This is a genomic window from Hyphomonas sp., assembly GCF_965284475.1.
Lineage (GTDB): Bacteria > Pseudomonadota > Alphaproteobacteria > Caulobacterales > Hyphomonadaceae > Hyphomonas.
This window is the reverse complement of record NZ_OZ260087.1, coordinates 115,984-141,335: the sequence shown is the minus strand read 5'-3', so window position 1 is coordinate 141,335 and position 25,352 is coordinate 115,984. Positions and strand designations below refer to the sequence as shown.

The 25,352-nt window shown below is 62.3% G+C and carries 13 protein-coding genes; 6 read left to right on the top strand and 7 right to left on the bottom strand.

Annotated elements, in window-relative coordinates; genetic code table 11:
- Window positions 1-3: 3 nt before the first annotated feature.
- Complete coding sequence (locus ACQ66M_RS00570) at window positions 4-3,150, top strand: efflux RND transporter permease subunit (RefSeq protein WP_430401347.1); 3,147 nt, start codon at window positions 4-6, stop codon at window positions 3,148-3,150.
- Complete coding sequence (locus ACQ66M_RS00565; protein ID WP_430401345.1) at window positions 3,147-4,547, top strand: efflux transporter outer membrane subunit; 1,401 nt, start codon at window positions 3,147-3,149, stop codon at window positions 4,545-4,547. Before ACQ66M_RS00570 ends, ACQ66M_RS00565 begins: the two co-directional genes overlap by 4 nt.
- A gap of 7 nt (window positions 4,548-4,554) precedes the next feature.
- On the opposite strand, the gene ACQ66M_RS00560 is transcribed toward ACQ66M_RS00565, so the two are convergent.
- Window positions 4,555-5,853 carry a spinster family MFS transporter gene (locus ACQ66M_RS00560; protein ID WP_430401343.1) on the bottom strand — a complete coding sequence of 433 codons (1,299 nt, stop codon included), beginning with the start codon at window positions 5,851-5,853 and terminating at the stop codon, window positions 4,555-4,557.
- A gap of 256 nt (window positions 5,854-6,109) precedes the next feature.
- Between ACQ66M_RS00560 and ACQ66M_RS00555 the strand changes: the two genes are divergently transcribed.
- A complete protein-coding gene (locus ACQ66M_RS00555; protein WP_430401341.1) occupies window positions 6,110-6,757 on the top strand; it encodes a TetR/AcrR family transcriptional regulator in 648 nt (215 codons plus the stop codon).
- Between the two features lie 61 nt (window positions 6,758-6,818).
- Here ACQ66M_RS00555 and ACQ66M_RS00550 read toward each other — a convergent pair whose 3' ends face one another.
- Window positions 6,819-9,167, bottom strand: coding sequence for a TonB-dependent receptor (locus ACQ66M_RS00550; protein WP_430401339.1), 2,349 nt, complete (start codon window positions 9,165-9,167; stop codon window positions 6,819-6,821).
- Between the two features lie 220 nt (window positions 9,168-9,387).
- Between ACQ66M_RS00550 and ACQ66M_RS00545 the strand changes: the two genes are divergently transcribed.
- Window positions 9,388-9,876 carry a MarR family winged helix-turn-helix transcriptional regulator gene (locus tag ACQ66M_RS00545; RefSeq protein ID WP_430401337.1) on the top strand — a complete coding sequence of 163 codons (489 nt, stop codon included), beginning with the start codon at window positions 9,388-9,390 and terminating at the stop codon, window positions 9,874-9,876.
- On the opposite strand, the gene proB is transcribed toward ACQ66M_RS00545, so the two are convergent.
- Entirely contained in the window at window positions 9,873-11,033 is a 1,161-nt protein-coding gene (proB, locus tag ACQ66M_RS00540; RefSeq protein WP_430401335.1) for a glutamate 5-kinase, read from the bottom strand. The two genes, ACQ66M_RS00545 and proB, sit on opposite strands and share 4 nt — an antisense overlap.
- Window positions 11,034-11,318: 285 nt before the next feature.
- Here proB and ACQ66M_RS00535 point away from each other — a divergent pair, with 285 nt between their 5' ends.
- Both ACQ66M_RS00535 and putP read left to right on the top strand, forming a co-directional pair.
- The gene (locus tag ACQ66M_RS00535; protein ID WP_430401333.1) at window positions 11,319-12,098 is read left to right on the top strand and encodes a pyrroline-5-carboxylate reductase family protein; all 780 of its coding nucleotides are present in this window, start codon (window positions 11,319-11,321) and stop codon (window positions 12,096-12,098) included.
- Window positions 12,099-12,172: 74 nt separating this feature from the next.
- The gene (gene putP / locus ACQ66M_RS00530) at window positions 12,173-13,717 is read left to right on the top strand and encodes a sodium/proline symporter PutP (protein WP_430401331.1); all 1,545 of its coding nucleotides are present in this window, start codon (window positions 12,173-12,175) and stop codon (window positions 13,715-13,717) included.
- 10 nt (window positions 13,718-13,727) lie between these two features.
- On the opposite strand, the gene mdoH is transcribed toward putP, so the two are convergent.
- The 4 genes from mdoH to ACQ66M_RS00510 all read right to left on the bottom strand — a co-directional run bounded on the left by mdoH (window position 13,728) and on the right by ACQ66M_RS00510 (window position 25,314).
- Window positions 13,728-15,854, bottom strand: coding sequence for a glucans biosynthesis glucosyltransferase MdoH (mdoH, locus tag ACQ66M_RS00525; protein WP_430401329.1), 2,127 nt, complete (start codon window positions 15,852-15,854; stop codon window positions 13,728-13,730).
- The gene (locus ACQ66M_RS00520) at window positions 15,854-17,575 is read right to left on the bottom strand and encodes a glucan biosynthesis protein G (protein ID WP_430401327.1); all 1,722 of its coding nucleotides are present in this window, start codon (window positions 17,573-17,575) and stop codon (window positions 15,854-15,856) included. The genes mdoH and ACQ66M_RS00520 overlap by 1 nt, the downstream gene beginning before the upstream one ends.
- A 405-nt stretch (window positions 17,576-17,980) precedes the next feature.
- Complete coding sequence (locus ACQ66M_RS00515; protein WP_430401325.1) at window positions 17,981-24,073, bottom strand: beta-ketoacyl synthase N-terminal-like domain-containing protein; 6,093 nt, start codon at window positions 24,071-24,073, stop codon at window positions 17,981-17,983.
- Window positions 24,070-25,314, bottom strand: coding sequence for an SDR family NAD(P)-dependent oxidoreductase (locus ACQ66M_RS00510; protein ID WP_430401323.1), 1,245 nt, complete (start codon window positions 25,312-25,314; stop codon window positions 24,070-24,072). Before ACQ66M_RS00510 ends, ACQ66M_RS00515 begins: the two co-directional genes overlap by 4 nt.
- Window positions 25,315-25,352 lie beyond the last annotated feature (38 nt).

The following is a 25,352-nucleotide window of genomic DNA, read 5'->3' as shown; positions in this document are numbered from 1 at the left end:
CCCATGGCTAATTTCTTCATTGACCGGCCCATCTTTGCATGGGTGCTGGCGATCATTGTCATGATCGCAGGCGGAATCGCGCTGAGAACCCTGCCGGTTGCCCAGTACCCTGACATTGCGCCGACGACCGTGTCGATCAATGCCGTCTATCCGGGCGCGTCCGCCAAGGCGGTCGAGGACACAGTCACGCAGGTGATCGAGCAGCAGATGACGGGGCTGGATGGCCTCGATTACATCTCGTCCTCGTCAAGCTCGCAGGGCGCAGCCTCAATCACGCTGACCTTCAAGACCGGGACGGACCCGGACATCGCACAAGTACAGGTGCAGAACAAGCTGGCGCTGGCGACCCCATTACTGCCCGAGCAGGTGCAACGTCAGGGCGTGACAGTGAGCAAGGCGTCTTCCGGCTTCCTGATGGTGACGGCGCTGATTTCGCCGAACGGTACCTTTGACCAGACCGATCTGGGCGACTATGCGCGCTCGAATGTGACCGATGTGCTGAGCCGGGTCGATGGCGTGGGCAGCGTGCAGCTGTTCGGCTCGCCCTATGCGATGCGGATATGGCTCGATCCGGGCAAGCTGAACCAGTATCGCCTGATGCCGAGTGACGTGATCGCCGCCATCCGTGCCCAGAACGCCCAGGTTTCGACCGGTGCACTGGGCGGCAGCCCAGCGATTGAAGGCCAGGAGATTACGGCAACGATTTCACTGCAGACGCTGCTGTCGACGCCTGACGAGTTCCGCGACCTCTTGATCCTGACGACGGGCGAGGGGGCATCCGTGCGCCTTGGCGATGTTGCGCGGGTCGAGATGGGCGCCGAGAACTATTCGACGGTGGCCAAGTATAATGGCCAGCCAGCCGCCGGCATGGCGGTTTCGCTGGCTTCGGGCGCGAACGCGCTGGAAACGGCTGAAGGTGTCCGTGGGGCGATGGAGCGACTGTCGGAACAGTTTCCCGACGATATTTCGGTTGTCTATCCTTATGATTCCACACCGTTCATCAGTACGTCGATCCACGAAGTGCAGAAGACGCTGATCGAGGCGGTTGTGCTGGTCTTCCTCGTGATCCTCGTCTTCCTGCAAAGTTTCCGGGCGAGCTTCATTCCGATGATTGCCGTTCCGGTGGTTCTGCTCGGCACGTTCGCTGTGCTGCTGATGTTTGGCTATTCCATCAATACGCTGACCATGTTCGCCATGGTTCTGGCCATCGGCCTGCTGGTCGATGATGCCATAGTCGTGGTCGAGAACGTGGAACGCGTGATGGCGGAAGAGGGCCTGTCGCCGCGTGATGCGACCCGCAAGTCGATGCAGCAGATCACCGGCGCGCTTGTGGGCATCGCAGTTGTCCTGTCAGCTGTGTTCATTCCGATGGCCTTTTTTCCGGGTTCTGCGGGCGTGATCTATCGCCAGTTCTCGATCACGATTGTCACGGCGATGACCCTGTCCGTGCTCGTGGCGATCATCCTGTCGCCCGCCTTGTGTGTGACGCTGCTGAAGGCGAACGGGCATAACGTGTCCGAGAAGAAGAACCTGGCGGAGCGTGGCGGCGCCCTGTTCGAGCGCGGGTTCTCGCGCCTGCGGGACGGCTACGCTGCGACGGTGGCGCGTGTGCTGCGCCGCCGCTGGATTTTCGTTGGTGTGTTTGGGGTGATGCTGGTGCTGCTGGGACTGGGTTTCCGCAGCCTGCCGACATCCTTCCTGCCGGATGAAGACCAGGGCGCGGTTATGACGATTGTCCAGCTGCCGACAGGCGCGTCGCTGGAGCGGACGACGGAAGTGATGGATGCCGTTTCGCTGCATTATCGCGAGAATGAGACTGATAATGTCGAGGGTGTGATGGCAATTGCCGGTTTCGGCTTTGCCGGGCAGGGGCAGAATGTTGGCCTGTCCTTCACCCCGCTCAAGGACTGGACGGAACGGACCGGCAAGGCGCAGGAATCATCGGCGATTGCGGGGCGTGCCTCGGCCGCGTTCAGCCAGCGCACGGATGCCATGATCTTCGCTGTCATCCCGCCGCCGATCCGGGAACTGGGCAATGCGAGCGGCTTTGACTTTTTTCTGAAGGATACAGGCGGCATTGGCCATGACGCCCTCGTGAACGCACGCAACCAGTTGCTGGGCATGGCTGCGCAGGAACCCGCCCTGACGGGTGTGCGCCCTAATGGCCAGGAAGACAGCCCGCAATTCAAGCTGAACCTCGACTACCAGAAGGCGCAGGCGCTGGGTATCAATCTGGCAGACGCAACGAGCCTGCTGTCGGTTGGCCTTGGCGGAACCTATGTGAATGACTTTATCGACCGGGGACGGATCAAACGCGTCTATGTGCAGGGCGATGCCCCGTTCCGGATGCAGCCGGATGACATTGGCGACTGGCGTGTCCGCAATTCCACAGGAGACATGACGCCGATTTCGGAAATCGTTACGTCAGACTGGAATTACGGCGCGTCCCTGTTGCAGCGCTATAATGGTTCACCGGCGCTCAACATCCAGGGTCAGCCCTCGTCGGGCGAAAGCTCCGGCGTTGCCATGGACAGGATGGAGGAACTGGTGTCGCAGCTGCCAAGGGGCACGAGCCTGGAATGGACGGGCATCAGTGCGCAGGAGCGCAGCTCCGGTAACCAGAGCACGCTGCTGTACCTCTTGTCCGGACTGTTCGTCTTCCTCTGCCTTGCGGCACTGTACGAGAGCTGGACAGTACCAGTATCCGTCTTGCTGGTGGCGCCTGTCGGCATGCTTGGTGCGGTGATTGGCGCGCATCTGGGCGGATATGACAATGACGTCTTCTTCCAGGTGGGACTGCTGACCACGGTTGGCCTTGCGTCGAAGAATGCCATCCTGATCGTCGAGTTTGCCCGTGCCCTGGAGGCCGAAGGCAAGGAGCTGATCGAGGCAACGATGGAATCGGTGCGGCTGCGTTTCCGGCCGATCCTGATGACGTCGCTAGCCTTCGGATTTGGCATTACGCCGCTTGTGCTGAGTTCCAGTGCGGGGGCAGCGTCGCGTGCGGCATTGGGGACAATTGTCCTGAGCGGGATGATCGCCGTGACATTTATTGGCGTGTTTGCGGCGCCGCTTTTCTATGTCGTGGTCCGCAAGCTGACGACCCGCACGCCGAAAGCGCGCAACACTGTTGATGGAGCTGTATCATGACGCCTTCCCTACGCTTTGCCCCGCTGATGCTGTCAGTAGCGCTGGCTGGCTGTGTCAACTTGGCGCCGACCTATGAACGTGCCGGAGCGCCTGTGCCGGACACCTTGCCGGTGAGTGACACCGAAACGGTCGCCGCGCCTGTGATCGGATGGCAGGCGCTCGTGCAATCGGAGGCGCTTGAAGGCCTGATTGCGCTGGCGTTGGAGAATAACCGGGATTTGCGGGCGGCCACGGCGCGCATCGCGATTGCCGAAGCGCAGTACGGCATTTCGCGGGCAGCGCGCCTGCCGGGCGTGTCAGCATCAGGGTCGGTGACAGAGACCGGATCATTCGACGGTGACAATGGTTCGCCCTTGCTGATGGATAGTGCGCGGGCGCAACTGGGCGTGACGGCCTACGAGCTTGACCTGTTCGGACGGGTGGCGAGTCTGAATGATGCGGCGCTGCAGTCCTACCTCTCGACAGTGGAAGGCGAGCGCAGCGTGAAGATTTCACTGATCTCGTCCGTTGCGCAGGCCTGGCTGACCCTCGCGGCCGACCGGGAGCGCCTGCGATTGGCGCAGGAGACGGTCGAGAGCCAGGGCGCGTCGCTGTCGCTGACTCGGGAATTGTTTGATTCCGGCGTGGTGACGGAGATTGATGTACGTCGGGCCTCAGCCAGCGTGGAGACGGCGAAGGCGCAGGTGGCGCAGTTTACCGGGCTGGTGCGGCAGGACTTGAACGCGCTGCGTTTTGTCGTGGGCGCGGACCTGCCGGCGGGCATCGCAGAGGCGGCGGCTCTCAGCCCGTCTCCGCTGATGGACCATCTGCCTGTGGGGGCCTCGTCGGATGTCCTTCTGTCGCGGCCGGATGTTCTGGCGGCAGAGCGCCAGCTGCAGGCGGCCAATGCCAATATCGGTGCTGCGCGCGCAGCGTATTTCCCCGTGATCTCGCTGACCGGCAGCGCCGGATACAGCAGCACAGGCCTGGACGATCTGTTCGATGGCAGCGGGACGTGGAGCGTTGGCCCGCAAGTGTCATTGCCGATCTTCGATGGCGGCAGCCGCAAGGCCAATCTCGGTGTGTCAAAGGCGAACCGCGACCTGGCGCTGGCCCAGTATGAGCAGTCGATCCAGACGGCCTTCCGCGAGACCGCGGATGCGCTGGCCGTGGTGCAGACGGTGGATGACCGGATTGGGGCGCTGCGGCGGCTGGTCGAGGATACGTCGGTGACGCTGAACCTGTCGCAGGAGCGGTTCCGTGTCGGCATCGACGACTATTTTTCGGTGCTGGATGCCCAGCGCAATGATTACCAGTCGCGCCAGACCCTGATCGATGCCGAACGCGACCGGGCGCTGAACGTGGTGGCCCTGTTCCGGGCGCTGGGTGGCGGCCTGGTGAGTGGTGAGACCGAGTAGCGAACGGCTAGCTGTCGAGCCGGGCGGCGCGCAGCGCGTCGGCCCGGTAGTTGCGGCTGGACATCAGCAGGCAGAGAATGCTGACCGCGTTGAAAATGAGGATCAGTTCCAGTGCGCGCGCGAGCGGTTGGGCTTCGCCCTGTGCAGTGAAATAGTCGCTGAGCATGCCGGCGATCCACGGGCCGCAGCCAATGCCGATCAGCGTGAGGCAGAACAGCATGAAGGCCGAGGCGAAGGCCCGCATGCGCAGCTGGACCAGTTCCTGTGAGGCCGTGTAGGCGATACTGGCATAGATGAGGCCGACAAAGCTTGGCACCACGTTCCAGGCATAGGCCATGCCCACGGTCTCGGCGCGCAGGAACATGAAGGCAAAGGGCAGGGAGATCGCAGCGCAGAGCGCGATGATGAGCGGACGCCAGCGCAGATCCTTTTTCGACAGGCGGTCGCAAATGAGGCCGATGACCACGGCGCCGACGCTGCCGACGCCGCCAATGAGAATGCCGAGCGGCCACGAGACCTGGCCAGGGCTGAGGCCGTAGGTGCGCTGGAGGTGGCTGGAGGTGAAGACGAGGAAGGCGTTGGCCGAGATGCAGATGAGGAGGCAGCCCGCGAGCAGCCAGAGATAGGATGACTGGCCGGAGATGAAGGAGAGGGTTTCCTTCAGGGAGGGCGCGGCGCGATCATCCTGGCGCGCTTCGGACTGGCCACGTACAGGCTCGCGCACCGTGAAGCGCACGACCAGCGCCAGGAGCAGTCCGGGCACACCAGCGACGAAGAAGGCCATGCGCCAGCCATAGGCCTCGTAGACAAGGCCGCCGAGCGCGAAGCCGAGCATGACGCCGAGGCCGATGCCTGTGGTGTAGACGCCGAGGGCTGTGGCGCGTTCTTGCGGGGGGTAGAGGTCTGCGATCATGCTGGTGGCGGGGGGCGTGCCGCCGGCCTCGCCAACGCCAACGCCCATGCGGGCGACGAGGAGGTGCCAATAGGATTGCGACAGACCGGACAGGGCGGTCATGCCCGACCAGATGGTCAGGGCGAGGGCGATGATGTTGCGACGGTTGCCGCGGTCGGCCCACATGGCGACCGGGATGCCCAGCGTGGCGTAGAAGGCGGCAAATGCAATTCCGGTGAGCATGCCGAGTTGGCTGTCCTTGAGGCCGAGCTCCGTCTTGATCGGCTCGAGCAGGATGACGAGGATCTGCCGGTCGACATGGTTGAACGTGTAGACCAGCGTCAGAACCAGCAGAACCCAGAGACGCCCCGTATTGGCGGCTTTTACAGGGACGAGGGGCGTAGCAGTGGGCATGGGTCGGAACCTGTATTCTGGCGCGCAGCTGGCGGAGGAAGAGGAAGAGCCGGGGAGGCATGGGAGACACTTACAGTCTCGCGACGATCAGCTATCGGCTCCCCTTTAAGCGAAACGAGCGAGGTTGATCCCCACTTCAACAAGTGTTGAAATATGGCCTGCTTTTCCACTAGGGGCAAGACAAATGCGTCTGTGGCGGTAGTATCCATGAATCAGCGCGAATGCGCTCGAACGGAAACAAGACATGGCCCGAGTAATGCCCGACGATTCAAAGCCCCTTCGCCGAACCGCGATTCTTGATGCTGCCGAGGCGCAATTTGCCCAGCACGGCTATGATGGCGTGAACCTGAGAGCAATTGCCCGCGAGGCCGGAGTGGACGTTGCGCTTGCGAATTATCATTTCGGGAAAAAGCGCGATCTGTTCGATGCCGTGCTGATGCGCCGGGCTGAAGTGCTGAACGCGTGGCGCCTGAAAGCCCTGGAAGATGCGCTGTCGGAGGCGCGCCCCAATCCGGCGAGTGTCGAAGCGATCGTGCGGGCCTATCTGCGCCCGCTGCTGACAGGATCTCACGTAAGCGAGCCCGGCTGGAAGCATTATTATGCGCTGATCGCCTATGTGAACAACTCGCCCGAATGGGGCGGCAAGCTGATGACCCAGTTCTTCGACCCGCTGATCAACCAGTTCATCGATGCCCTGCGGCTGAGCCTTGGTGATGTCGACGAGAAGGCCCTGTTCTGGTCATACCATTGCTTCTCGGGTGCCCTGACGCTGACCTTTGCCGAGACCGGCCGTATTGACCAGCTGTCCAAGGGGCTTTGCCGTTCGGATGACCTGGACGGAGCGTATGAGCATGTCGTGCGCTTCATCACGGCGGGATTTGAGTCGATCCGCCCGTGCAAGTGATGTCCAAGAAAAATGGCGGCGTGTTGCCACGCCGCCATTGATGAGAAGCAGTTTCCGGAGACTAGAACTTGTAGTCTACGCCCATCGTGACCGTACGCGGATCACCATAAAAGGCCGTCAGCGTGCCTTCGAGACCGAGCGTTGGCGTGAACGTGCCGTTCGGGTTGATCGTGACGAAATTGTAGCCAGCGACGATATAGCGTTCGTCGGTGAGGTTCTTGCCATTCAGGCTGAAGCCCCAGCGGCCGCCTTCCGTCTCCCAGCGCAGGCCCGCATCAATCAGCGTGAAGGCCTCCTGGTCGAGGAATGGGTTCGGGGCTTCGAACTGGCTTGAGTCGCCACGGTACGAGATCAGGGTGTTGACCAGAAGGCGGCCATTGTTTTCGAGGATCGTCAGTGGCGTGTCATAGGACAGGCGGCCACTTGCGGTCCAGTCAGGCGTGTTCTGGATGACGCGCTGGTCGGACACGTCATTGCCAAAGGCATCAACGTATTCATCATATTGCGCATCGACATAGCCGATCGACCAGCCGAAATTGAAGAGGTCGGACTGGTTGAAGACCTGCTCTGCGAGCATCGCGTTGCCTTCGAATTCGACGCCCCAGATGGTGGCCGCGCCGGCATTGGTCGTTACGCCGGTGAAGGTGTCGTTGACGCCGTCATTGTCCGTGTCAACACCAATCGATCCTGGCACCTGGATATCTTTATAGTCAGAGTAGAATCCAGCGATGCTGTAGGTAAGGTCGCCGCCATTCTGGCTGCCCTTGTAGCCGATTTCGTAGCTGTCGACTTCTTCCGGATCGAACTGCATGAATTCGAAGACTTCGTCTGCTGTTACCGTGCCGTCGAGGTCAAGATCCGGCGCAGCCGATGTCTGGCCGCGCGGGTCAAAGGAGCCGCCTTTGAAGCCCTGGGAATAGGTCGCGTAGATATTGCTTGAATCGGTCGGCTTGTAGCTGATCGAAACGCGCGGGCTGAAATCGTCGAACGTGGCCGAACCGTTGAAGTCCGACGTGGTCGCGATGAGTGTCGGGTTGCCGCCGAAATATTCGGAGAAGCCGCCGATATAGGTGCGACGCAGGACTTGCGAGCTGCGTTCGTCTTCGGTGTAGCGCGCACCAAGCGCGATGCTGAGTTGATCGGTCAGGTCGTAGGTGAAGTCGCCGAAGATTGACCATGTCTTGGTGCCGACATCGCCGAAGGTCTGGGCGTTCAGGCCGGGCAGGGAGAGCAGGTCGCCAGTGGTGCCGAGCAGAACGTCAAACACCGTCGAAGCGTTGGCATCGAGATAGTAGACGCCGACGATGCCATTCAAGCGATCACCGGAATACAGGACCTGGAATTCTTCCGACAACTGGTCGTTCGCATAGTTCGCGGGGACGTCGAGGTCAGCTTCCGGAAGGCTGTCAAAGTCGATGGGCGAAGTGCTGTCGTCTTCGCGGTAGGCGAGGATGTTCTTGATTGTGATCGTGTCGGACACGACGTATTCAGCAGTGATCGAACCACCCCAGGCTTCTGATTCCTGGCCGACGACATTGAGGCCGGCGCGCGTGTCATACTCGTCGTCCAGAACGGGGTAGGTAAATGGCGGGAACTGGTCCGGGATCAGACGGTGACCCTGACGAGCATTCGATTCGTCGCGGGTAAAGTCGCCGGCGAAACGCAGCTGGAAGTCAGGCGTTACGTCCCATTCTGCCGACAGGCGGGCCGAGCCAACGTCCTTGTTGTAATTGTCCTGGCCGGTGATGATGTTGTCACCGAAACCGTCGCGATAGAGGGCGGCAACCGCGGCACCGACGCGGAACGTGTCGGACAGCGGCGCGCTGCCGGACACAACGACTTCCCGCTGACCATAGGTGCCAAGTGCAGCACGCGCATTCAGGGTTGGCTCATTCGAGAGTGACCTGGTGACATATTTCACTGCGCCGCCGATTGTGTTGCGACCGTAGAGCGTGCCCTGCGGACCGCGAAGGACCTCGATGCGCTCCACATCAAAGACATCAAGAACGGCGGACTGTGGACGGTTGAGATAGACATCGTCGACATAGATGCCGACACCGGCTTCGAAACCGGCGACCGGATCCTGCTGGCCAACGCCACGGATGAAGGCAGTGAGAGTCGAGTTGGTGCCGCGCGACACTTCAAGGGTCACGTTTGGCGCGACTTTGGCGACTTCGGTAATGTCGGAGACGCCGAGCTGGGAGAGCAGTTCGCCGTCAAAGGCGGATACGGACAATGGAACGTCAATCAGGTTCTGTTCGCGGCGCTGGGCGGTGACCACGACGGCACCAAAGCGGCGTTCAGCCTGTGTGGCCGTTTCATCGTCAACCTGCGCGAAAGCGGGTGTCAGTGGCGTCAGCGCGCTGGCGGCCAGGGCGATCAACGCGACGCGGGATGTGTGCTTATTCATGCCGTTCCTCCATGGGGTCGAATGCAACATGCTTCGACTCTCAAATTCAACATTTGTTGAAAAACGCCTCAAATCGGACGCTTTGTCAATCGCTTTGACTGGGACTTGCCGCTTTCCCGGTGGCCGTGACTTTATCGTCACGCTGATCGCGTGCGTCCGTTGGGGGCCTTGTGAGGCGCTTGCTTGCGAGCCTGCAATTCAGCCCTTACGAGACAGACACATGGCAGATCACAATGACCTTCTGAAATCGCTGAGGCAGATCACGCAGGCGATCGACCTGTATTCCAGACACCTGCTGAAGGAGACAGGGTTAACCTCGCCGCAGCTTCTTGTCCTGCAGGCCGTCAGTGTACATGGCCGGCGGAAACCATCGGAAATCGCGCGGTCGGTGAATCTCTCCCAGGGGACGATTACGTCGATTGTTGACCGGCTGGCGCGGGCCGGACTGGTGGACCGTGAACGCAATGCCGAGGACAAGCGCGTGATAGAAGTTGTCGTGACCGATGCCGGACGGGCGCGCCTGAAGGACGCGCCGGCGCCCCTGCAGCACGACTTCCTCAAGCGATTTGGCGCGCTGGATGAATGGGAGAAGACGCTGCTTGTCTCGTCGCTGCAGCGCATTGCCGCGATGATGCAGGCCGACGGGCTGGAGGCGGCACCGATTCTGGAGATTGGCGATCTGTCGCCCGGCGCGCCGGACCCAGCCTAGCGTTCGACCTGTTCCATCTGGTCTTCGGCCGGGCTGTCCCACGGCAGGTGACGCTCGTCGAGCACGACCAGGTTGTCACGCGAAATGATCGTGGCCTGTGTGTGGTAGCCGAGAAGCTTCGTGGTCGGATCGCCGAGGTTGCGCGCGAGCAGCATGGTTTCCTCAGATGAGAAGTTCGACAGGCCGCGGGCGCGTTCGATGCCCTCCTCGTCATAGACATGGATGACATCGCTGCGGACATAGGGCCCGTGGATCGAGATGACATCAGCGCGTTCGACGCCGCGCTTGCCAGCTTCAAGCTGGTCGGCCGCCTGCTGGGTGATGACGATGCTGCCAGCCATCTGGAGGCGGTCGGTAAGCCATGCGGCCCAGGCGGAGGCGGGCTCAGTGTTGGCAATACACTTGGTGTGAGCACGCTGGCCCTTGAGCACGGAGGAAACCGGATTGTCGGCTTCGCCATTGGCGATGAGCGTGGTGCAGCCTGCATGCTGGGCCATGTTGGCCGCTTGCATCTTGGTGAGCATGCCGCCACTGCCGAGCGCGCTCGTGCCCTCTGTCACGGAAAGGTATTCGGAGACATCGTGAAGTTCTTCGACCAGTTTGGCGCCGGGCTCTGACGGGTCCTTGTCGTAAAGGCCGTCGACACTGGTCAGGATGATCAGTTGCTGGGCCTGGATCATCTGGGCAATGCGGGCAGCGAGCCGGTCATTGTCGCCGACGCGGATTTCCTCGGTCGTGATCGTGTCATTCTCGTTGACGATCGGCATGACATTGCCGTTGAGCAGGCGGTGGACCGTGTTCTTTGTATTGAGGAAGCGACGGCGCTCTTCAAGGTCGCCGCGCGTAACGAGCACTTGCGCGATGTCGAAATTGAATTCGTGAGCGACCTGCTTGTAGGCGTTCAGCACGATGGGCATGCCACAGGCTGCCGCTGCCTGCTTGTCACGCAGGCCGGCATCTTCCGGCTTCACCTTGAGCGTATTCAGGCCAAGCGCGACGGCGCCGGACGAGGTCAGCACGACTTCATAGCCTTCGTTGCGCAGCAGGGCGATATCTTCGAGGAGCCGCTGTATGAACGCCCACCGTGGGGTGAGCAGGTCAGGATTGGCCAGAAGGCTCGATCCGACTTTCACGACGATGCGTTTTGTTTGCGTCAATTTCCAACTCCATTAATCTGATTGCCCGAACTAGGAGTGTTTTGAGGCGGAAACAACTCACTGGCGGACAAAACGTCTGATGTTTTTCGTCTGGCAGGCGAACCATGCCTGAATAATGGTAACAAAAGCAAAGTCCTGTGCGCTTGCCTTGAAAAATAAGTGAAAAGCCCAAGGTGTGTGTTCTGGGAAAAAAATTTGAACTCAAAGCAAAAATGTCTACCAAGGCCTCATACAGGGATATCGGCGATTCCCGAAACTCACGCCCATAAGGAAGCTTATATCACAATGGATGCACTTTTGATTGGTTGCGGAAAAATGGGTGGCGCACTGCTCGAGCAGTGGGCCAAGTCTGAAGACTGGACATTTACCGTTGTCGACCCGTTCACCGAGACAGTCCCTGATGGCGTAAACCTGTTCAAGGATCGCGACAGCCTGCCGAAATCCTTGTTTGACCTGATAATCGTAGCCGTAAAGCCGCAAATGATCGACGAGATCATTCCTGCCTATCAGGAAACTCTGGCGCCTTCCGGACTTGTCGCCTCAATCGCAGCAGGGTGTTCGGTGGACCGGCTGAAGGCCGTTTCCGGTGCATCAGCGGTCATCCGCATCATGCCGAACTTGCCAGCCCTGATAGCGCAAAGCGTAAGCGGGCTGTATGCGAGCCCTGACTGTTCGGCAGACCAGAAAGCCGCCGTGGAGGCCCTGATGCAGCGGGCCGGCACGACGGTCTGGGTGGATGATGAAGACGCGCTGGACCGTGTGACGGCGGTGGCGGGAAGCGGCCCTGGCTATGTCTTCGAGATTGCGCGGACCTATATCGCGGCGGCTGAAGACCTGGGTTTCACCAATAGCCAGGCCCGCGAACTCGTGCTGGGCACGATGGCGGGCGCAGTGGAGATGGCGCGGCAATCGGATGAGCCCGTCGAGAGCCTGCGCAACTCGGTGACCAGCAAGAATGGCACGACGCAGGCAGGCCTCGAGGCCCTGAATGCAGATGGCACCCTGACCGAGCTGATGCGCCGAACCACACAGGCGGCCTATGACAGGGCCGTGGAGCTGCGTTAGGCGTTTCGCGCCGTTTCTGGCATGACTGCCGACACATCCTTCACGGACACACAGACGACAGGGAAGAATATTACATGAATACAGCAGCCTTCGTTTCGCTTGGTGCCTATTTCATCCTCATGATGCTGATCGGGCTGTACGCCTATCGCAAATCGACGAGTGATGTATCCGAATACATGCTGGGCGGCCGCAATCTGCATCCCGCCGTTGGTGCCCTGTCAGCAGGCGCGTCAGACATGAGTGGCTGGATGCTGATGGGCCTGCCGGGCGCGGTGTTCGTGTCGGGCTTCAGCGCAGCGTGGATTGCTGTCGGTCTGGTGATCGGCGCGTACTTCAATTACCGCCTCGTGGCACCCCGGCTGCGCGTCTATACCGAGCTTGCCGAGGATGCGATCACCATTCCGGACTTTTTCGAGAAGCGGTTCAAGGACAAGACACGAGCCCTGCGGATCCTGTCTTCCGTCGTGATCGTCATTTTCTTCACGCTTTATACGTCGTCCGGTGTCGTTGCGGGAGGCAAGCTGTTCGAGGCTTCGTTCGGGCTGGACTATACGCTTGGCCTGTTCGTGACCGCGGGTGTTGTTGTGGCCTATACGCTGTTCGGCGGCTTCCTGGCGGTCAGCCTGACCGACTTCGTGCAGGGGTGCATCATGTTCATCGCGCTGGTCCTTGTGCCGGTCGTTGCGATCACGTCACTCGGCGGGTTTGATGCCACGCATTCTGCCGTCATGGCGTCGCCACCGGCGAGCGTGGCGGACGCCCCGAGCCGCGTGAATTTCTTCAGCTGGTTCCAGGGTATGACGCTGATCGGGATCATCTCCGCCGCAAGCTGGGGCCTCGGCTATTTCGGCCAGCCACACATCATTGTGCGGTTCATGGCGATCCGCTCGCTCAAGGACATCGCCGCGGCCCGCTATATCGGCATGAGCTGGATGATTGTGACGGTTACCGGCGCTGTAGCTGTCGGTATTGCCGGGGTTGCCTATGTCAACGGGAACAATCTCAATAGCGAACTGACTGACCCGGAAACGATCTTCATCCTGTTCTCGCAGGTGCTGTTCCATCCGCTGATAAGCGGCTTCCTTCTGGCGGCAATCCTGGCGGCGATCATGAGCACGATCTCGTCACAGCTGCTTGTCTCGTCGAGCTCCCTCACCGAAGATTTCTACAAGACGTTCCTGCGCAAGGAAGCGAGCCAGAAAGAGCTGGTGCTGATCGGGCGCCTGTCAGTGCTGGCCGTGTCGCTCGTTGCCATTTTCCTGGCGTTTGACCGGTCGAGCAATATCCTGTCGCTGGTCAGCTATGCGTGGGCCGGTTTCGGTGCGGCGTTCGGTCCGCTGATCCTGCTGAGCCTTTTCTGGCGGGGCATTTCGCGCAATGGTGCGCTCGCAGGCATGATCACGGGTGCGGTGACCGTTCTGGTATGGCTTTATGCGCCAATCACGGTTGGCGGCATGCCGCTCTCCGACACGATTTATGCCATCGTGCCGGGCTTTGTGTTCAGCCTCGTGGTCACCGTTCTGGTCAGCCTGATGCGCGGTTCGCCTGACCCGAAGGTGCAGGAAGAGTTCGACGAGATGATTGAGGCCATGACGGCGGTGAAGCAGCCGCTGATCTAGAGCTCTAGCCTCAGGTCGTTCCCGTGGAAAAGTGCAGGCCGCGCATGCCGTACTGGTCGATGACCGCATCAAGGTCGCCGGGTGAGTTGAGGAGGGCCAGCTTTTCCTTCGGCTCTAGCGCGCTGAGATACTCGTCAATTGTCGCAAGGCGGTTCGCACGGGCGCGGGCAAGGGCGAGCGGCGTGTGGACTTCGCTGTGGGCCAGCGGCCAGTGCGTATCGACGATATGCGTGCGGCGGTTGCGCAGGTTGCGGTCGGTAAACAGGTGGTTCAGGCTTGGTGCGCCGAGGTTTTCGTAGGCGGCGCGATCGGCCACAGAGTCCAGATAGGATTGCGGCGGGTCGATTTCCTCAGGACTTTCGAGCAGGTTCATCCGGCGGGCAAAGTCGCCGCTTTTCGTGCGGCCGGTCCAGTAGGACAGGGTTGCCGCGAGCAGCATGCCTATGGTGGCAGGCGCAAGCCATGCGGCGAAAATGGGCGAGATGGCGAAAGCGGAGACATTGAGCACGGTGCCGAGCACGATGGCCGGGGCATGGTGGCGGAACGTGTCGTGTAGCGAGTATTCGTTCGAATCGCGCGCCTGCGGGTTCCAGCCGCCGTCACGGCCCGAGAACACACGGTAAACTGCTATCGTCTGTTCGACCAGCATGACGGGCGCGATCAGGACCGAGATCACCGTTTCGGCGAGGACGCTCATGAAGGTCTTGACCGGGCCGACCGTGCGGCGCCAGCGCGGCGCAGCGAGCCCATAGATGAGGCCGTAGAGTTTCGGCGCAAACAGAATGGCCATCGTGATGATGAACAGGTTCAGCGAGCGTTCGGAGTCGATGACCGGCCAGGACGGGAAGAGGGATGCTGCATCGCCGAAATACTGGGGCTTCAGGAACATGTTCTGCAGCGATAGCAGCATGCCGACCGTGATGAACAGCAGCCAGAGCGGCGATGCGAGATAGGAGAAAATGCCGATGATGAGGTGCATGCGGCTGGTGAAGGTCAGTCCGCGCGTCTTAAGCAGGACGGCCATGTGCTGCATATTGCCCTGGCACCAGCGACGGTCGCGGATGGACAGGTCGATGATGGATGGCGGGCCCTGTTCGAACGAGCCGCCGAGTTCGGGGGCGATCTGGACGTTCCAGCCAGCGCGCCGGAGCAGGGCGGCCTCGACAAAGTCATGGCTGAGGATCGATCCGCCGAAAGGTGCCCGGCCCGGAATTTCAGGCAGGCCGGCGGCGTTGGCGAGCGCCGAGATGCGGAGGATGGCGTTATGGCCCCAGAAGTTGCCCTCGTTCTGGGCCCACCAGGCGAGACCGCTGCCAAGGACAGGGCCATAGAGCGCGGCGGCGAATTGCTGGGTGCGGGCAAACAGGGTGCGCCCGCCCACCAGTTGCGGAATGGTCTGGATGAGACCGGTTTCGGGCGATGCATCCATGCGGCGGGCCAGTTCAATCAGCGTGTCGCTTTCCATGAAGCTGTCGGCATCAAACACGATCATGTAGTCGTAGCGGCCACCCCAGCGCGAGATGAAATCGCGGATATTGCCGGCCTTGCGATGCAGGTTCATCGTGCGGCGGCGATAATGGACGGCCGTGCCGGGCGCGAGACGGGAGCGCAGGCGTTCAAAAGCGGCTTCTTCCTGAAGCGCAACCTCGGGATCATTCGTGTCGCTGAGGATGAAGCATTCAAAGCGGCCGGGCGCGTTGGCAAGCGATTTTGCTGTCGATTCGACGGTGGCGAACACGCGCTCGACTTCCTCATTATAGATCGGGAAGACGACAACGGTGCGGCCGGAAATCAGTGCAGAGCCGGATACTGGCCGTGAGCGGTGCGCATTGAACAGGCCGGTCAGCGCGGCAAGAAAGCCGATCGTGCTGCTGACGAAGGCGTAGGCGATCCAGCTGATATTCAGGCTGAAAACGCCGAGCAGCATTTTCTCCAGCGTGGTGACGCCGGAAACGTTGAGCACATGGTACATCTCGACAGTGGCCCAGGCGGCCAGGGCGAGCGCCAGCGAAAAGACCATGATCTTGCGCCACAGGAAGGATTTCGGAGCCCTGGCGTTTTGAGTCGGACCGGTGTCGAAGGCCTGGTCAGGCATCGAAATCGGCAATTCTGCAGGGCGGGCACGTGATGTGATCATCATGATCTCCAGCGGTAGAGCCAGGTTTCAGAAACGGAGTGGTCGGCCTTGGTCAGCAACGCCCGCAATTCGCAAAGGCCGGCATCCTTTGTGTCGAGCTCGAAGCTGAGACGCACGCCGCCTGTCTTGGGATTGGGCTGGACAACAGGGGCGATAATCGTGCCGGCCGAGGTCGAGACCTGCGGCAAGGCATCGCGCAGCAATTCGCCATTGTCGGAGTCAAAATCGATAATGAACATTGGCCGCTTGGTAGCGGGGGAAATGCCCACCTTCGTGGCGGTCACCTTGGCGACAGGTGCAACGACCGGCTGCGGTAGGCTCCAGATCATCTCATAGGAGAGGCGAACCGGCTTGCCGGCCTCCCACGCGTCGGCCGGACGCCAGGAGACAACGATATTGTCGTTGTATTCATTGGTGGTCGGAATTTCCACGAGGGTCAGATTGCCCGGTCCCCAGCCATCCTTGGGAGCAATCCATACGTTTGGGCGGAGTTCGTAATTGGCTTCGAGATCATCATAGGCTTCGAAGTCGCGCTTGCGCTGGACCAGGCCGAAACCGAGAGGCGGCTGGGTCGCGAAGCTGGAGATTTCGAGCTGGTTCGGGTTGGCCAGGGGGCGCCATACCCATTCGCCATTGTGCAATTCCATCATCAGGCCTTCGGAATCGTGCACGGCGACGCGGTAGTCGCGGTTGCCACGATTGAGGCTGTGGGGCGAGAAATAGTACATGGATGTGATCGGCGCGACGCCGACTTCAGTCAGCTTGCGGCGCGGGAAAAACACGGCCTCGACATCGACATTCGTCGTCGATCCCGGCGTGATGACGAACTGGAAGGCACCGGTCGTGCTGATACCGTTCAGCAAGGCGTAGACAGTCATCGACTTGGCGCCGGGTTCAGGCTTTACGAGCCAGAACTCGCGGAATGACGGAAACTCTTCACCCGCAGGCGACGCGGTCGATATTGCCATGCCACGGGCGGATGCGCCGTACACCGTGCCGGCGCTGAGCACGCGGAAGAAGCTGGCGCCCTTGAAACTGATGAGATCGTCGAACTTGCCGGAGGAGTTCAGCGGTGCGGTGACGTGGAAGCCCGCATAGCCGAGGGCCTTCTTGTCATCTTCCGAGAGCGGCAGGTCGAAGAAGTTGAAGTCGGCCTCGGCCCAGGCTTTGGGCGTTGATACGCCTTTGTCGATGATGTTGAGCTTGACCTCCTCGTTGAACAGGTAGCCGCGTGGATCATAGTGGACGCGGAACGGGATCGAGGTGTCGTCGGTCCACTCTGCGGACTCGCGCTTGAACTCGAGGCGGCGGTACTGATCGTAATCGAAGGCCGCTGCGGCGGCAGGGACCGGGCGCGATTCCTGAAATGCATGCTCTGACAGCGCCTGCGCCTTGTTGATCACCTGATCGAACGCAAATGGCGCCCTGGACGGCGTCGCAGTGTCAGGGGTGACCGCATCAGGCGCCGCATCGCCGGTTTCCAATGCTTCCGGCGTGTAGTCGGCAACAGAGTCGAGAGGTTCTATGATCGGTGCGACCGGGACGGGGGCTGGTTCGACGTCAGCCACGATGATGTCCGCATCACCAGTCACGCTTGCAACGGTGGCCTCGGTCGTGCCGGACGACCCGGTAACGACGATGATGACACCGGCAAGGAAAGCGGCGGCCGCTGCGCCAAGCGCGGCGGCAGGAATGAAGTAGGGGCGCTGTGTCAGTTTCAATGCAACCTCGTCGAGCCATCAAGCCACGGTCTTTGAAAGCGTTTAGATTTTCCCGAGGCAACAAAATTACTGCGCAGACGCGCGGCACCGCTAAAAGCGCCTTCGTTCTGACCAGTACGCCTCACCAGCACAGTCGTTTCGCTGAGAAATCAGGTTATTTTGCGGCGCAGCATTACCAAGCTGCAATAACCTGACCCAAACCCCGTATCTGCGCTGAATGCTGTAGAAAATGAAATGTTGCAAGTGCGTTGTATCAGATCGCGAATATGTCGGCTTTGTCTCGATGAGCCGGTAGCCGCAATTGGGCGCGTTTCCGGAAAAATCGCCCGGAAAACAATCCTCTTCATAGGCAGGGATTGCGTTCGGCCCGAACCCGATGCCTTACGTGCAAGGGGTGACCTGCGCTTAGGTGCGGTCCGACAGGGCGATTGTCAGCGGGCTTGCCTCGTAGATACGCAAGCCGTCACACCAGAGTGTTCCCTTGCCCGTAATGAGCAGCCGGTCACTGCACTGGACGACTTCCATGATCTCCATGACCGTTGTGACTTCCTGCTTGTCCGGCGTCACCTGGCCGCGATAAGCCCATTTGACGGGTGCGCCTGCGGCGATGGTTTCAAATTGCGGGTTGGCCATGCCGTTGGCGAAGCCTTTCAGGCAGGCGGCGTGCGACAGGAGCTGGACGAGGGCATCGAGGCCGAGCGAGCCGGGCTGGACCGGATCCTGGAAGAAGTGTGCTTTGAAATACCAGGCGTGCGGATCGACCAACTGGCGCCCGCGCGCGAGGCCGAGGCCCGCAGAGCCGCCTGCTGGATCGAAATAGTCGATGCGGTCGAGCATGACGAGGTCGCCGGTGGCGGTGGGCGCTGTTGGCAATGTCGTGCCGGAACGGTTTGGCGCGAGGGCGAGCAGAGCACGGTGTTCATCCTTCGTGGGGAGGCCAGCCTGACGCACGAGGGCGGCCGCCGGGAAGAATCCGAACTGGGTCTTGAGGGTCATGACCGGGCGGCCGTCAGCGAGCGTCGCCTTCAGCTCGAATGCGACAATCGTCATCGGGCCGACCTTGGAGAAGGAGGAAAGCGTGGTGTCGACGGTGATTGTGCCATCGTGCGGGCCGATTTCCATGAAGACCTGACCGTCGCCATCGAGATTGCGGAAGCGTTCGCCGCCTTCAAGGGCAAAGCCGCAATGGCTGGCGAGCCATCCGCAGGGCTGGAGCACGATTTCGGAGAGCACGGCAAAGGGCATGTGGCCATTGGCATTGTCGCGGAAGTACCACGCGTCAGCGGGGATATCGTATTCGGCGGTGACACGGGCGCCGGTCTCCTTGACGCCGGGACGGGTCGAGACATGGATGACGCGCGTCATCATGTGATAGGGCGGCTGGGGCAGGCGCGGGGCGCGGCCAGCCGTATCGAAGGGGAGGTAGAGGTCTCCGAAGGCGGCGGAGGGGGCGCTGGCGGCGCAGTTCAGCAGGGCGGCATGGTCGCCCCGGCTTTCGCCCATCGGGCCGACGCGGAGCGGGGTGTCCGTTGTGTGAGGTGTTGGCCAGTCCTTGCGCAGGCGGATGGCAAAGCGCGGGCAGTGGAACACTTTCTTTCCGTCGGAGCAGGCGAGCAGCGAGGCGTAAAGGACCGGGCTCTCGCCATCAATGATGTCGTCGATGAAGACTTCATAGGTCACTTCGTGATCACGGTCCGGGATGACCTGGCCCCGGCAGACGAATTTCGCAGTTTCGCCGGGCATGGGTTCGAAGACATAGCCGTCGCGTTCGATGGTGAGCCCTGCTGCGGCGGCGTAGAATTCCAAGGCCTGCACGGCGGCCTCGGCCATCAATGTGCCGGGCATGCAGGGGTCTTCGTGGAAGTGGCCTGAGTAGAACCAGGCATCGGTCGGCACATGGGCGCGGGCTTTCAGGTAGCCACGCCCCCACGGGCCGCCGGCAGGGTCGAAGGCGACCACTTCGTCAAAGAAGGCCAACTTGTCATCAGGCAGGTGGGCCGGGCGGGAATGGGCGGCGCAGAACTCGAAGCCCTTGCCGAAGCAGGCGAGCGCATCCCCGGCGCGGAAGGCGGCGACGTCTGGTGCGGTAAAGGCGCGCTTGGCGCTGGCGCGTGAGGTGTCGAAAGGGTGCGGCGAGGATGTAGGCGGGGCGTCGGTTGCGGCGTCCCAGATGACGCCCTTGCCGGTAGCCAGTTCATCATCGGTGAAGAAGCCGGCCTGACCGTTGCGGACCGAGAAGACCTTCCGGTCTGCGACCAAGCAGTCATACTGGAAGAAGAACATGCGCACGCCCGCGAGGGTGGCGTGGCCCGTAATTTCGATCTGGAAGGCGAGCGTGTCGCCCGGCCCGGGCAGGCCGCCATCGTGGAAGGTGATTTCACAGCCGAGCAGACGGTAGACGCGTTCGTTGCGGTTTTTCAGGTCTGCGCCCATCCAGCCGATCAGGGTGAGATCGGCCTGTCCGCACTCGATCAGCGGGCCGGGGCGCACACGCCCGTTTCGGACGTGCCAGTCGTCGGCCTTGAGATCGGTTTCGGTCCAGATGACGCCGGTGCTCTCGACGCCGGCTTCGGCATCAATGCCGGTGATGCGGTCAACCAGCAGGAGCGGCGGGGCTGGCAGCCGGACCTGGCGGTCAAAGCCGTCCTGTCCGGTGAAGGCCGGGCCGAAGAAATTCGACATCAGCCCGCGCGTGGACGCCTCTATGGCCAGGCGGGTCCAGTTGGGGCCGCTGGGCGCGCGCGGCATGAGCGGTGTGGCGCCCGCGACGACCTTGCGAGGCGGGGTGGAGGTGCGGGGCGTCGCCACGGCCGCTGGCTTGAGGGGGGCGGCAGGCGTCGGTGCTGCGTGGCTGGGGGTGTAGTGAGGGGGTGGCAGGTGCGGGGCGGGTGACAGGCCGCCAGCGGTGCGCGCTTCGGGGATCCGGGGCGTGGGGTAGTGAACCGGCTTGGTGAGGGGCATGGGGTCGGTTCCTGTCCAGGGATTGTTTCGGGCGGCGTCCAGACGGTGCGCCACGCAGGCAATATTGATGCCCCGGCCATCGGCAAAGAGCGTGGCGGTGAGGTGGGCGATCTGGCCGAGATCGGACGCGACGATCCGGTCGGTGGCGACGGCGACATGCGGCTTGTCGCCCAGCACGCTCGTAATGGCGCGCGAGAGCGTGGCGCGGGGGCCGACTTCGACGAAGGTGCGCACGCCATCCTCATAGGCCTGACGGACCGTTGCCGGGAAATCGACCGTGTCGACGGCTTGCCGTGTCAGCATGTCAGCAACGCTGGCTTTAGTCGGCGTATAGCTGGCATTGATGGCATTGGCGTAGAGTCGGATGCCAGGCACTTTGGAGACCGGGCGAGTGTGCAATTTACGCCAGGTGTCCTCGAAGGGCTTCATGGCCTTGGCATGCACGATGAGATGCTGGTTCATGGCGGCGCCGGAGCCAGGGCCGAGTGTTTCGGCCACGGCGCGGCAGGCCGATGCCGGTCCGCCGATCAGACAGTCTTCCTGCGAATAGATGATCGTGATTTCGACCTTCGGGTGGCTGGCCATTGCTGCGCGAAGCCGTGCCAGGGGCGCCTTGATATGCCAGTTGGCCCAGTCAGTCGGCACGTTCGGCCCCCAGGCCGCGTGCGCCGTTTCAAACTCGCCACCGAGGTGGCGTTCATACATGGCCGCGTCGTCGATCTCGTCGAGCAGTTTGCCGGGGTCTTTCCAGAAGCCGAACGCGAAGAGGGCATTGCTTTCGCCGAGCGAGAGACCGATGGCAGCAGTGGGCGAGACACCAAGGACATCGCGCAGCAGGATGGCATGGGCCTGGCTGACCAGCGTTCCGGCGCAGAGCTGTTCGTATTCGGACAGATCTGAGTGCGTGAGCAGGTGGGCCATGTCCGTTGCCCGCGACATGCCGGACAGGGCTTTGCCGAGTTCAGGGAAGGCCATGAAGAGGCCGCGCGACATGCGGGCATAGACAGCCGCCGAACCGGTAAAGACGAAAGCAAGTTCACCTTCGGGCGCGCCTTCGCCGTAATAAACATGATCGCCGGAGGGTGCCGCGTCGCGTTCAAGCGTCATGGCGGAGGTGTTGATGAGGTCTGCGAAGGCTATTTCATTGGCCGCAGTCAGGGCGATGCGGCATCTGCCCTTACCACCGGTCTTGCCGCTGCTAAGCTTCTTGGCGAGGGAGGCACGGTTGGCGCCTGCCGCCCAGAAAAGGTGAGGCGGCGGGCGGAGCGGATCGGGACTTGGCTGGGCGGGGTGGGCGGTCAGTTGAACGCTCGCGCCTTTCGACAGCGCATTGGCGGGAGTGGTGACGGTGTGCCGGGCGTATTCGCCTGTCAGGTTGGGGGTTGCGCAGTCTGCGGCGATGACCTGGTCGCGCGACATGAGCAGCGCTGCTGCCGCAAGCTCAAACAGAGGCGAGGCAGCCGGGGAGGCGCCGTAAGTTTTGACGAAGAGGGGCGAGGCTTCACCGGTACTGCCCCATTGCACTCGGCCCAGGGAGGCGAGGATCGGGTCACCTGCCGCTTCGGCATCTGCGCGGCGTTTGAGGACGAGGGCGGCGGCCGAGTCGCCTGTGTGAGGCGTACCGAGTTCTGCGAGCGCAGCGGCGGCGACCGGTTCAGTCGCGAAGTCTGCGGCGGCGACGATGGCCATATCGAGACGCCCGGCGCGAAGGGCGTCGCAGGCGACATCGAGGGCCGCCAGACTGGAGACGCCTTCGGAAGAGATGGCAAAGCCCTGTCCGCGCAGGTCTTCCGCCGAGGTGATGCGGTTGGCCGTCATGTTGGCCATGGCACCGAGCACGGTGGCAGCCTGCAGGGGCGGCGCGATGCCGTCCTGCGCAGCGGCGTGTTCGGGTGAGCCGGGCGTCAGGCCGAAGCGTTTTGCCACGCGTTCGCGCAAGAGCCAGCGTGCGGAGTCAGCGGCGCAGCCCATGCCGACGAAGACGCCGCAGCGTTCGGCATCAGGCCGCGTTATACCGCCCAGGGCTGAGCGTGTGAGCGAGAGCACCGCGAGTTGCTGGGCTTCGGCCTGCAACAGGTCATTCGGCGGAGTGCGGGCATAGCGGGGGTCCGCGCCTATGGTTTGTGCAGGCCGGGCCGGGCTGACAGGAGAATTCATCAGGCGACGGAGTACGTCGCGTTCACCCTGATCGCTTCCACCCAGGAGGCGGGCGCTGCATATGACGATCTCGTCTTCGAAAGTGTCCGGGAGTTTGACCTGTACGGCGCCTTTTGCAGGCTGGTGCTGATCAAGGATGAGGTGGGCATTGTTGCCGCCAAAGCCGAAATTGCTAATTGCGGCGCGGCGGGGCGTTTCGCCGGATGTCCAGTCGGCAGGTCTGGCGAGCGGATGAAGGGCGGGTGATTTCACCGCGTCGATCAGGTCACCGTCGAGCGGCATGGAGGGGAGGGTTTCGTGCGCCATGGCCTGCGTCAGCTTGAGCAGGCTGGCGAGGCCTGCGGCTGTGATCAGGTGGCCGGTATTGGCCTTGAGCGACCCGATGGGAAGATGCCGGTCTGTGCCAAACACGCTTGCTGCAGCGGTGATTTCGACACTGTCGCCGACGGATGTGCCGGTGGCGTGGCATTCCAGGAAGTCGATGCTATCCGGCGCGAGGCCCGTCTCGACATAGGCGCGGCGCATGGCCTCCGCCTGGCCTTCACTGTCAGGCGCAAGGAGGCCCTTTCGCTTGCCGTCATTCGACAGGCCGATAGCGCGAATAACGCCGTGGACCATGTCTTTGGTTGTTACGTCACTCAGGCGTTTCAGCACGACAGCGACAGCACCTTCGGCGGGCACGAGGCCATCGGCCCCCTTGATGAAGGGACGGGAGCGGCCGGACGGGCTGAGCGCCTGCAGCGCATCGAAGCCGATATGGAGGATCAGGTTGTCAGCGGCGTTGACCGCGCCGACTAGAGCGACATCGATCTGCCGTGTCTGGAGTTTCCGGCAGGCGATTTCGAGCGCGTAGAGCGAAGAGGCGCAGGCGGCGTCCAGCGCGAGGACTGACCCGGTCGCGCCGATAGCCTGCGCGAGAACGTGGGCCGGGAAGCCGGAATTGAAGGCATCCGTTGCGGGGCGCGCGGATTTTCCACGGGTCCAGATATCGGCTGCGTAAGCGGATTTAGCGCGGCTCGGATAGGAGAGGTTGGCGAGGAAGACACCGCGCCGGTCTGATGGGATGCTGACGTTGCCGGCCTCGTTCCAGGCTTCGAGTGCGGCGTGGAGGGGCCATTGGCAGACCGGGTCGAGCGTCGCTATGTTGAGGCCGGGAAGCGCAGCGCGCTTTGGGTCGAAGACGGCATCGAAATCGGAGACGAAGCCCGACACGTATGGCAGCGCGGCCTGTTCGGCGTCGGTCAGGCCGAAGGCGCCTTTTGCCGGGGGAGTTATGAGGCAGGCATTTCCGGCCACGGCCTGCCACAGTGCATCGGGCGAGAGGGCGCCGGGCAGCACGCAGCCCTGGCCGACAATGGCAATCGGTTCGAAGCGTGTCATTCGCCGCTCCACTCATCCCCGACGAGGAGTTCGACAAGGGTGCGGTCGCCGTCGAGCAACTGGTCAGTGAAGATGCGTGCGCCATCGGCCTGATTGATGAGGGCGATGCCCTGCTGGGCGAAATGGGCGGCAAGGCCCGCATCGACCATGCCGCCGTCCCATGGGCCCCAGTTGAAGGATTTGACCTGCGCGTGGGGAAGCTGTGCATGCAGCTGGCGGGCGAGCTGGTTGAGGCTTTCATTCGCCATCGCATAGTCAGCCTGGCCGGTATTGCCGAACAGGGCTGAGGCCGACGAGAACAGGCCGACATGGGTCAGCTGACTCACATTGATGGCGCCGAGCAAAGCGAGGATGCCGTTCACCTTGGGGCCAAAGACCTTGCGGACTTCGGCTTCTGTTTTCTCCATGGCCAGCCTGTCAGCCAGAACGCCGGCACCGTGCACGAGTCCGGTAATGGCGCCGTGCTGGCTCTGGATGGCAGCGATGGCTGTAGCGAGCGTGGCAGTGTCGGAGAGGTCGAGCTGGACATAATGAGCGGTCGCGCCTGTCGCGGCGAGGGCGGCGAGCGTGTGTTCGATCTCCTGTCCAGCGAGGGCGGCGCGGGCCGTGCGGTCAATATCGGCGGGTTTGACCTTCTGGCCGCTGGCGACGGCATTCTGGGCGAGGGCGGCGCGGAGGATCCTGAGGTCTGTCGCGCGATCTATGCCATGCGGCCACGGGCTGAGGGCGGAGCGGCCGGCGAGAAGGAACGTGCCGCCCGTGCGCCGGGCGAGTTCGATGGCGCAGGTGGCGGTGACACCGCGTCCACCGCCGGTGACGAGCCAGAGCGCAGGACCAGAGGCTGCGCGTGTGGCGGGCGGGGTGAGGGAGGCTGCGACATGGGTCTGCCGGGCCTGTCCGTCTGATGTGAGGACGGCGTCGCCCAGCGTGGCGCCGAGGGCGGAGAGGATGTGGAGTACGCGGATGGTGGCGTCTGGCGTGGTGAGTGACCATGCGGCGATGGTCGCATCGATCCATTCCTTTTGTAGCGTGCGGGAAAGGCCGGGCATGCCGGAGATTGCGGCATGGCTTTGGGGGGCGGCTGACTGCAGCAGAATGATGCGGGCACCGGGTGCGCGCGCCGCGCGGGCCTGGGCGAGGGCCTGCCAGTGGCGATCAGCGGGGGCAGCGGATGAGAGGCCTTCGGTGACGATCACCGTATGGGCCGATCCGGTGGGGATGGCGACGCTGGTGGCGTGCACGCCGTTCGCGTTCAGTGCCGCAGCGATGGTTTCGGCTA

Bases quoted from the DNA above. Each gene is read 5' to 3' on its own strand.
- ACQ66M_RS00570 (WP_430401347.1), top strand. From the start codon at position 4: ATGGCTAATTTCTTCATTGACCGGCCCATCTTTGCATGGGTGCTGGCG.
- ACQ66M_RS00565 (WP_430401345.1), top strand. From the start codon at position 3,147: ATGACGCCTTCCCTACGCTTTGCCCCGCTGATGCTGTCAGTAGCGCTG.
- ACQ66M_RS00560 (WP_430401343.1), bottom strand. From the start codon at position 5,853: ATGCCCACTGCTACGCCCCTCGTCCCTGTAAAAGCCGCCAATACGGGG.
- ACQ66M_RS00555 (WP_430401341.1), top strand. From the start codon at position 6,110: ATGCCCGACGATTCAAAGCCCCTTCGCCGAACCGCGATTCTTGATGCT.
- ACQ66M_RS00550 (WP_430401339.1), bottom strand. From the start codon at position 9,167: ATGAATAAGCACACATCCCGCGTCGCGTTGATCGCCCTGGCCGCCAGC.
- ACQ66M_RS00545 (WP_430401337.1), top strand. From the start codon at position 9,388: ATGGCAGATCACAATGACCTTCTGAAATCGCTGAGGCAGATCACGCAG.
- ACQ66M_RS00535 (WP_430401333.1), top strand. From the start codon at position 11,319: ATGGATGCACTTTTGATTGGTTGCGGAAAAATGGGTGGCGCACTGCTC.
- putP (WP_430401331.1), top strand. From the start codon at position 12,173: ATGAATACAGCAGCCTTCGTTTCGCTTGGTGCCTATTTCATCCTCATG.
- mdoH (WP_430401329.1), bottom strand. From the start codon at position 15,854: ATGATCACATCACGTGCCCGCCCTGCAGAATTGCCGATTTCGATGCCT.
- ACQ66M_RS00515 (WP_430401325.1), bottom strand. From the start codon at position 24,073: ATGACACGCTTCGAACCGATTGCCATTGTCGGCCAGGGCTGCGTGCTG.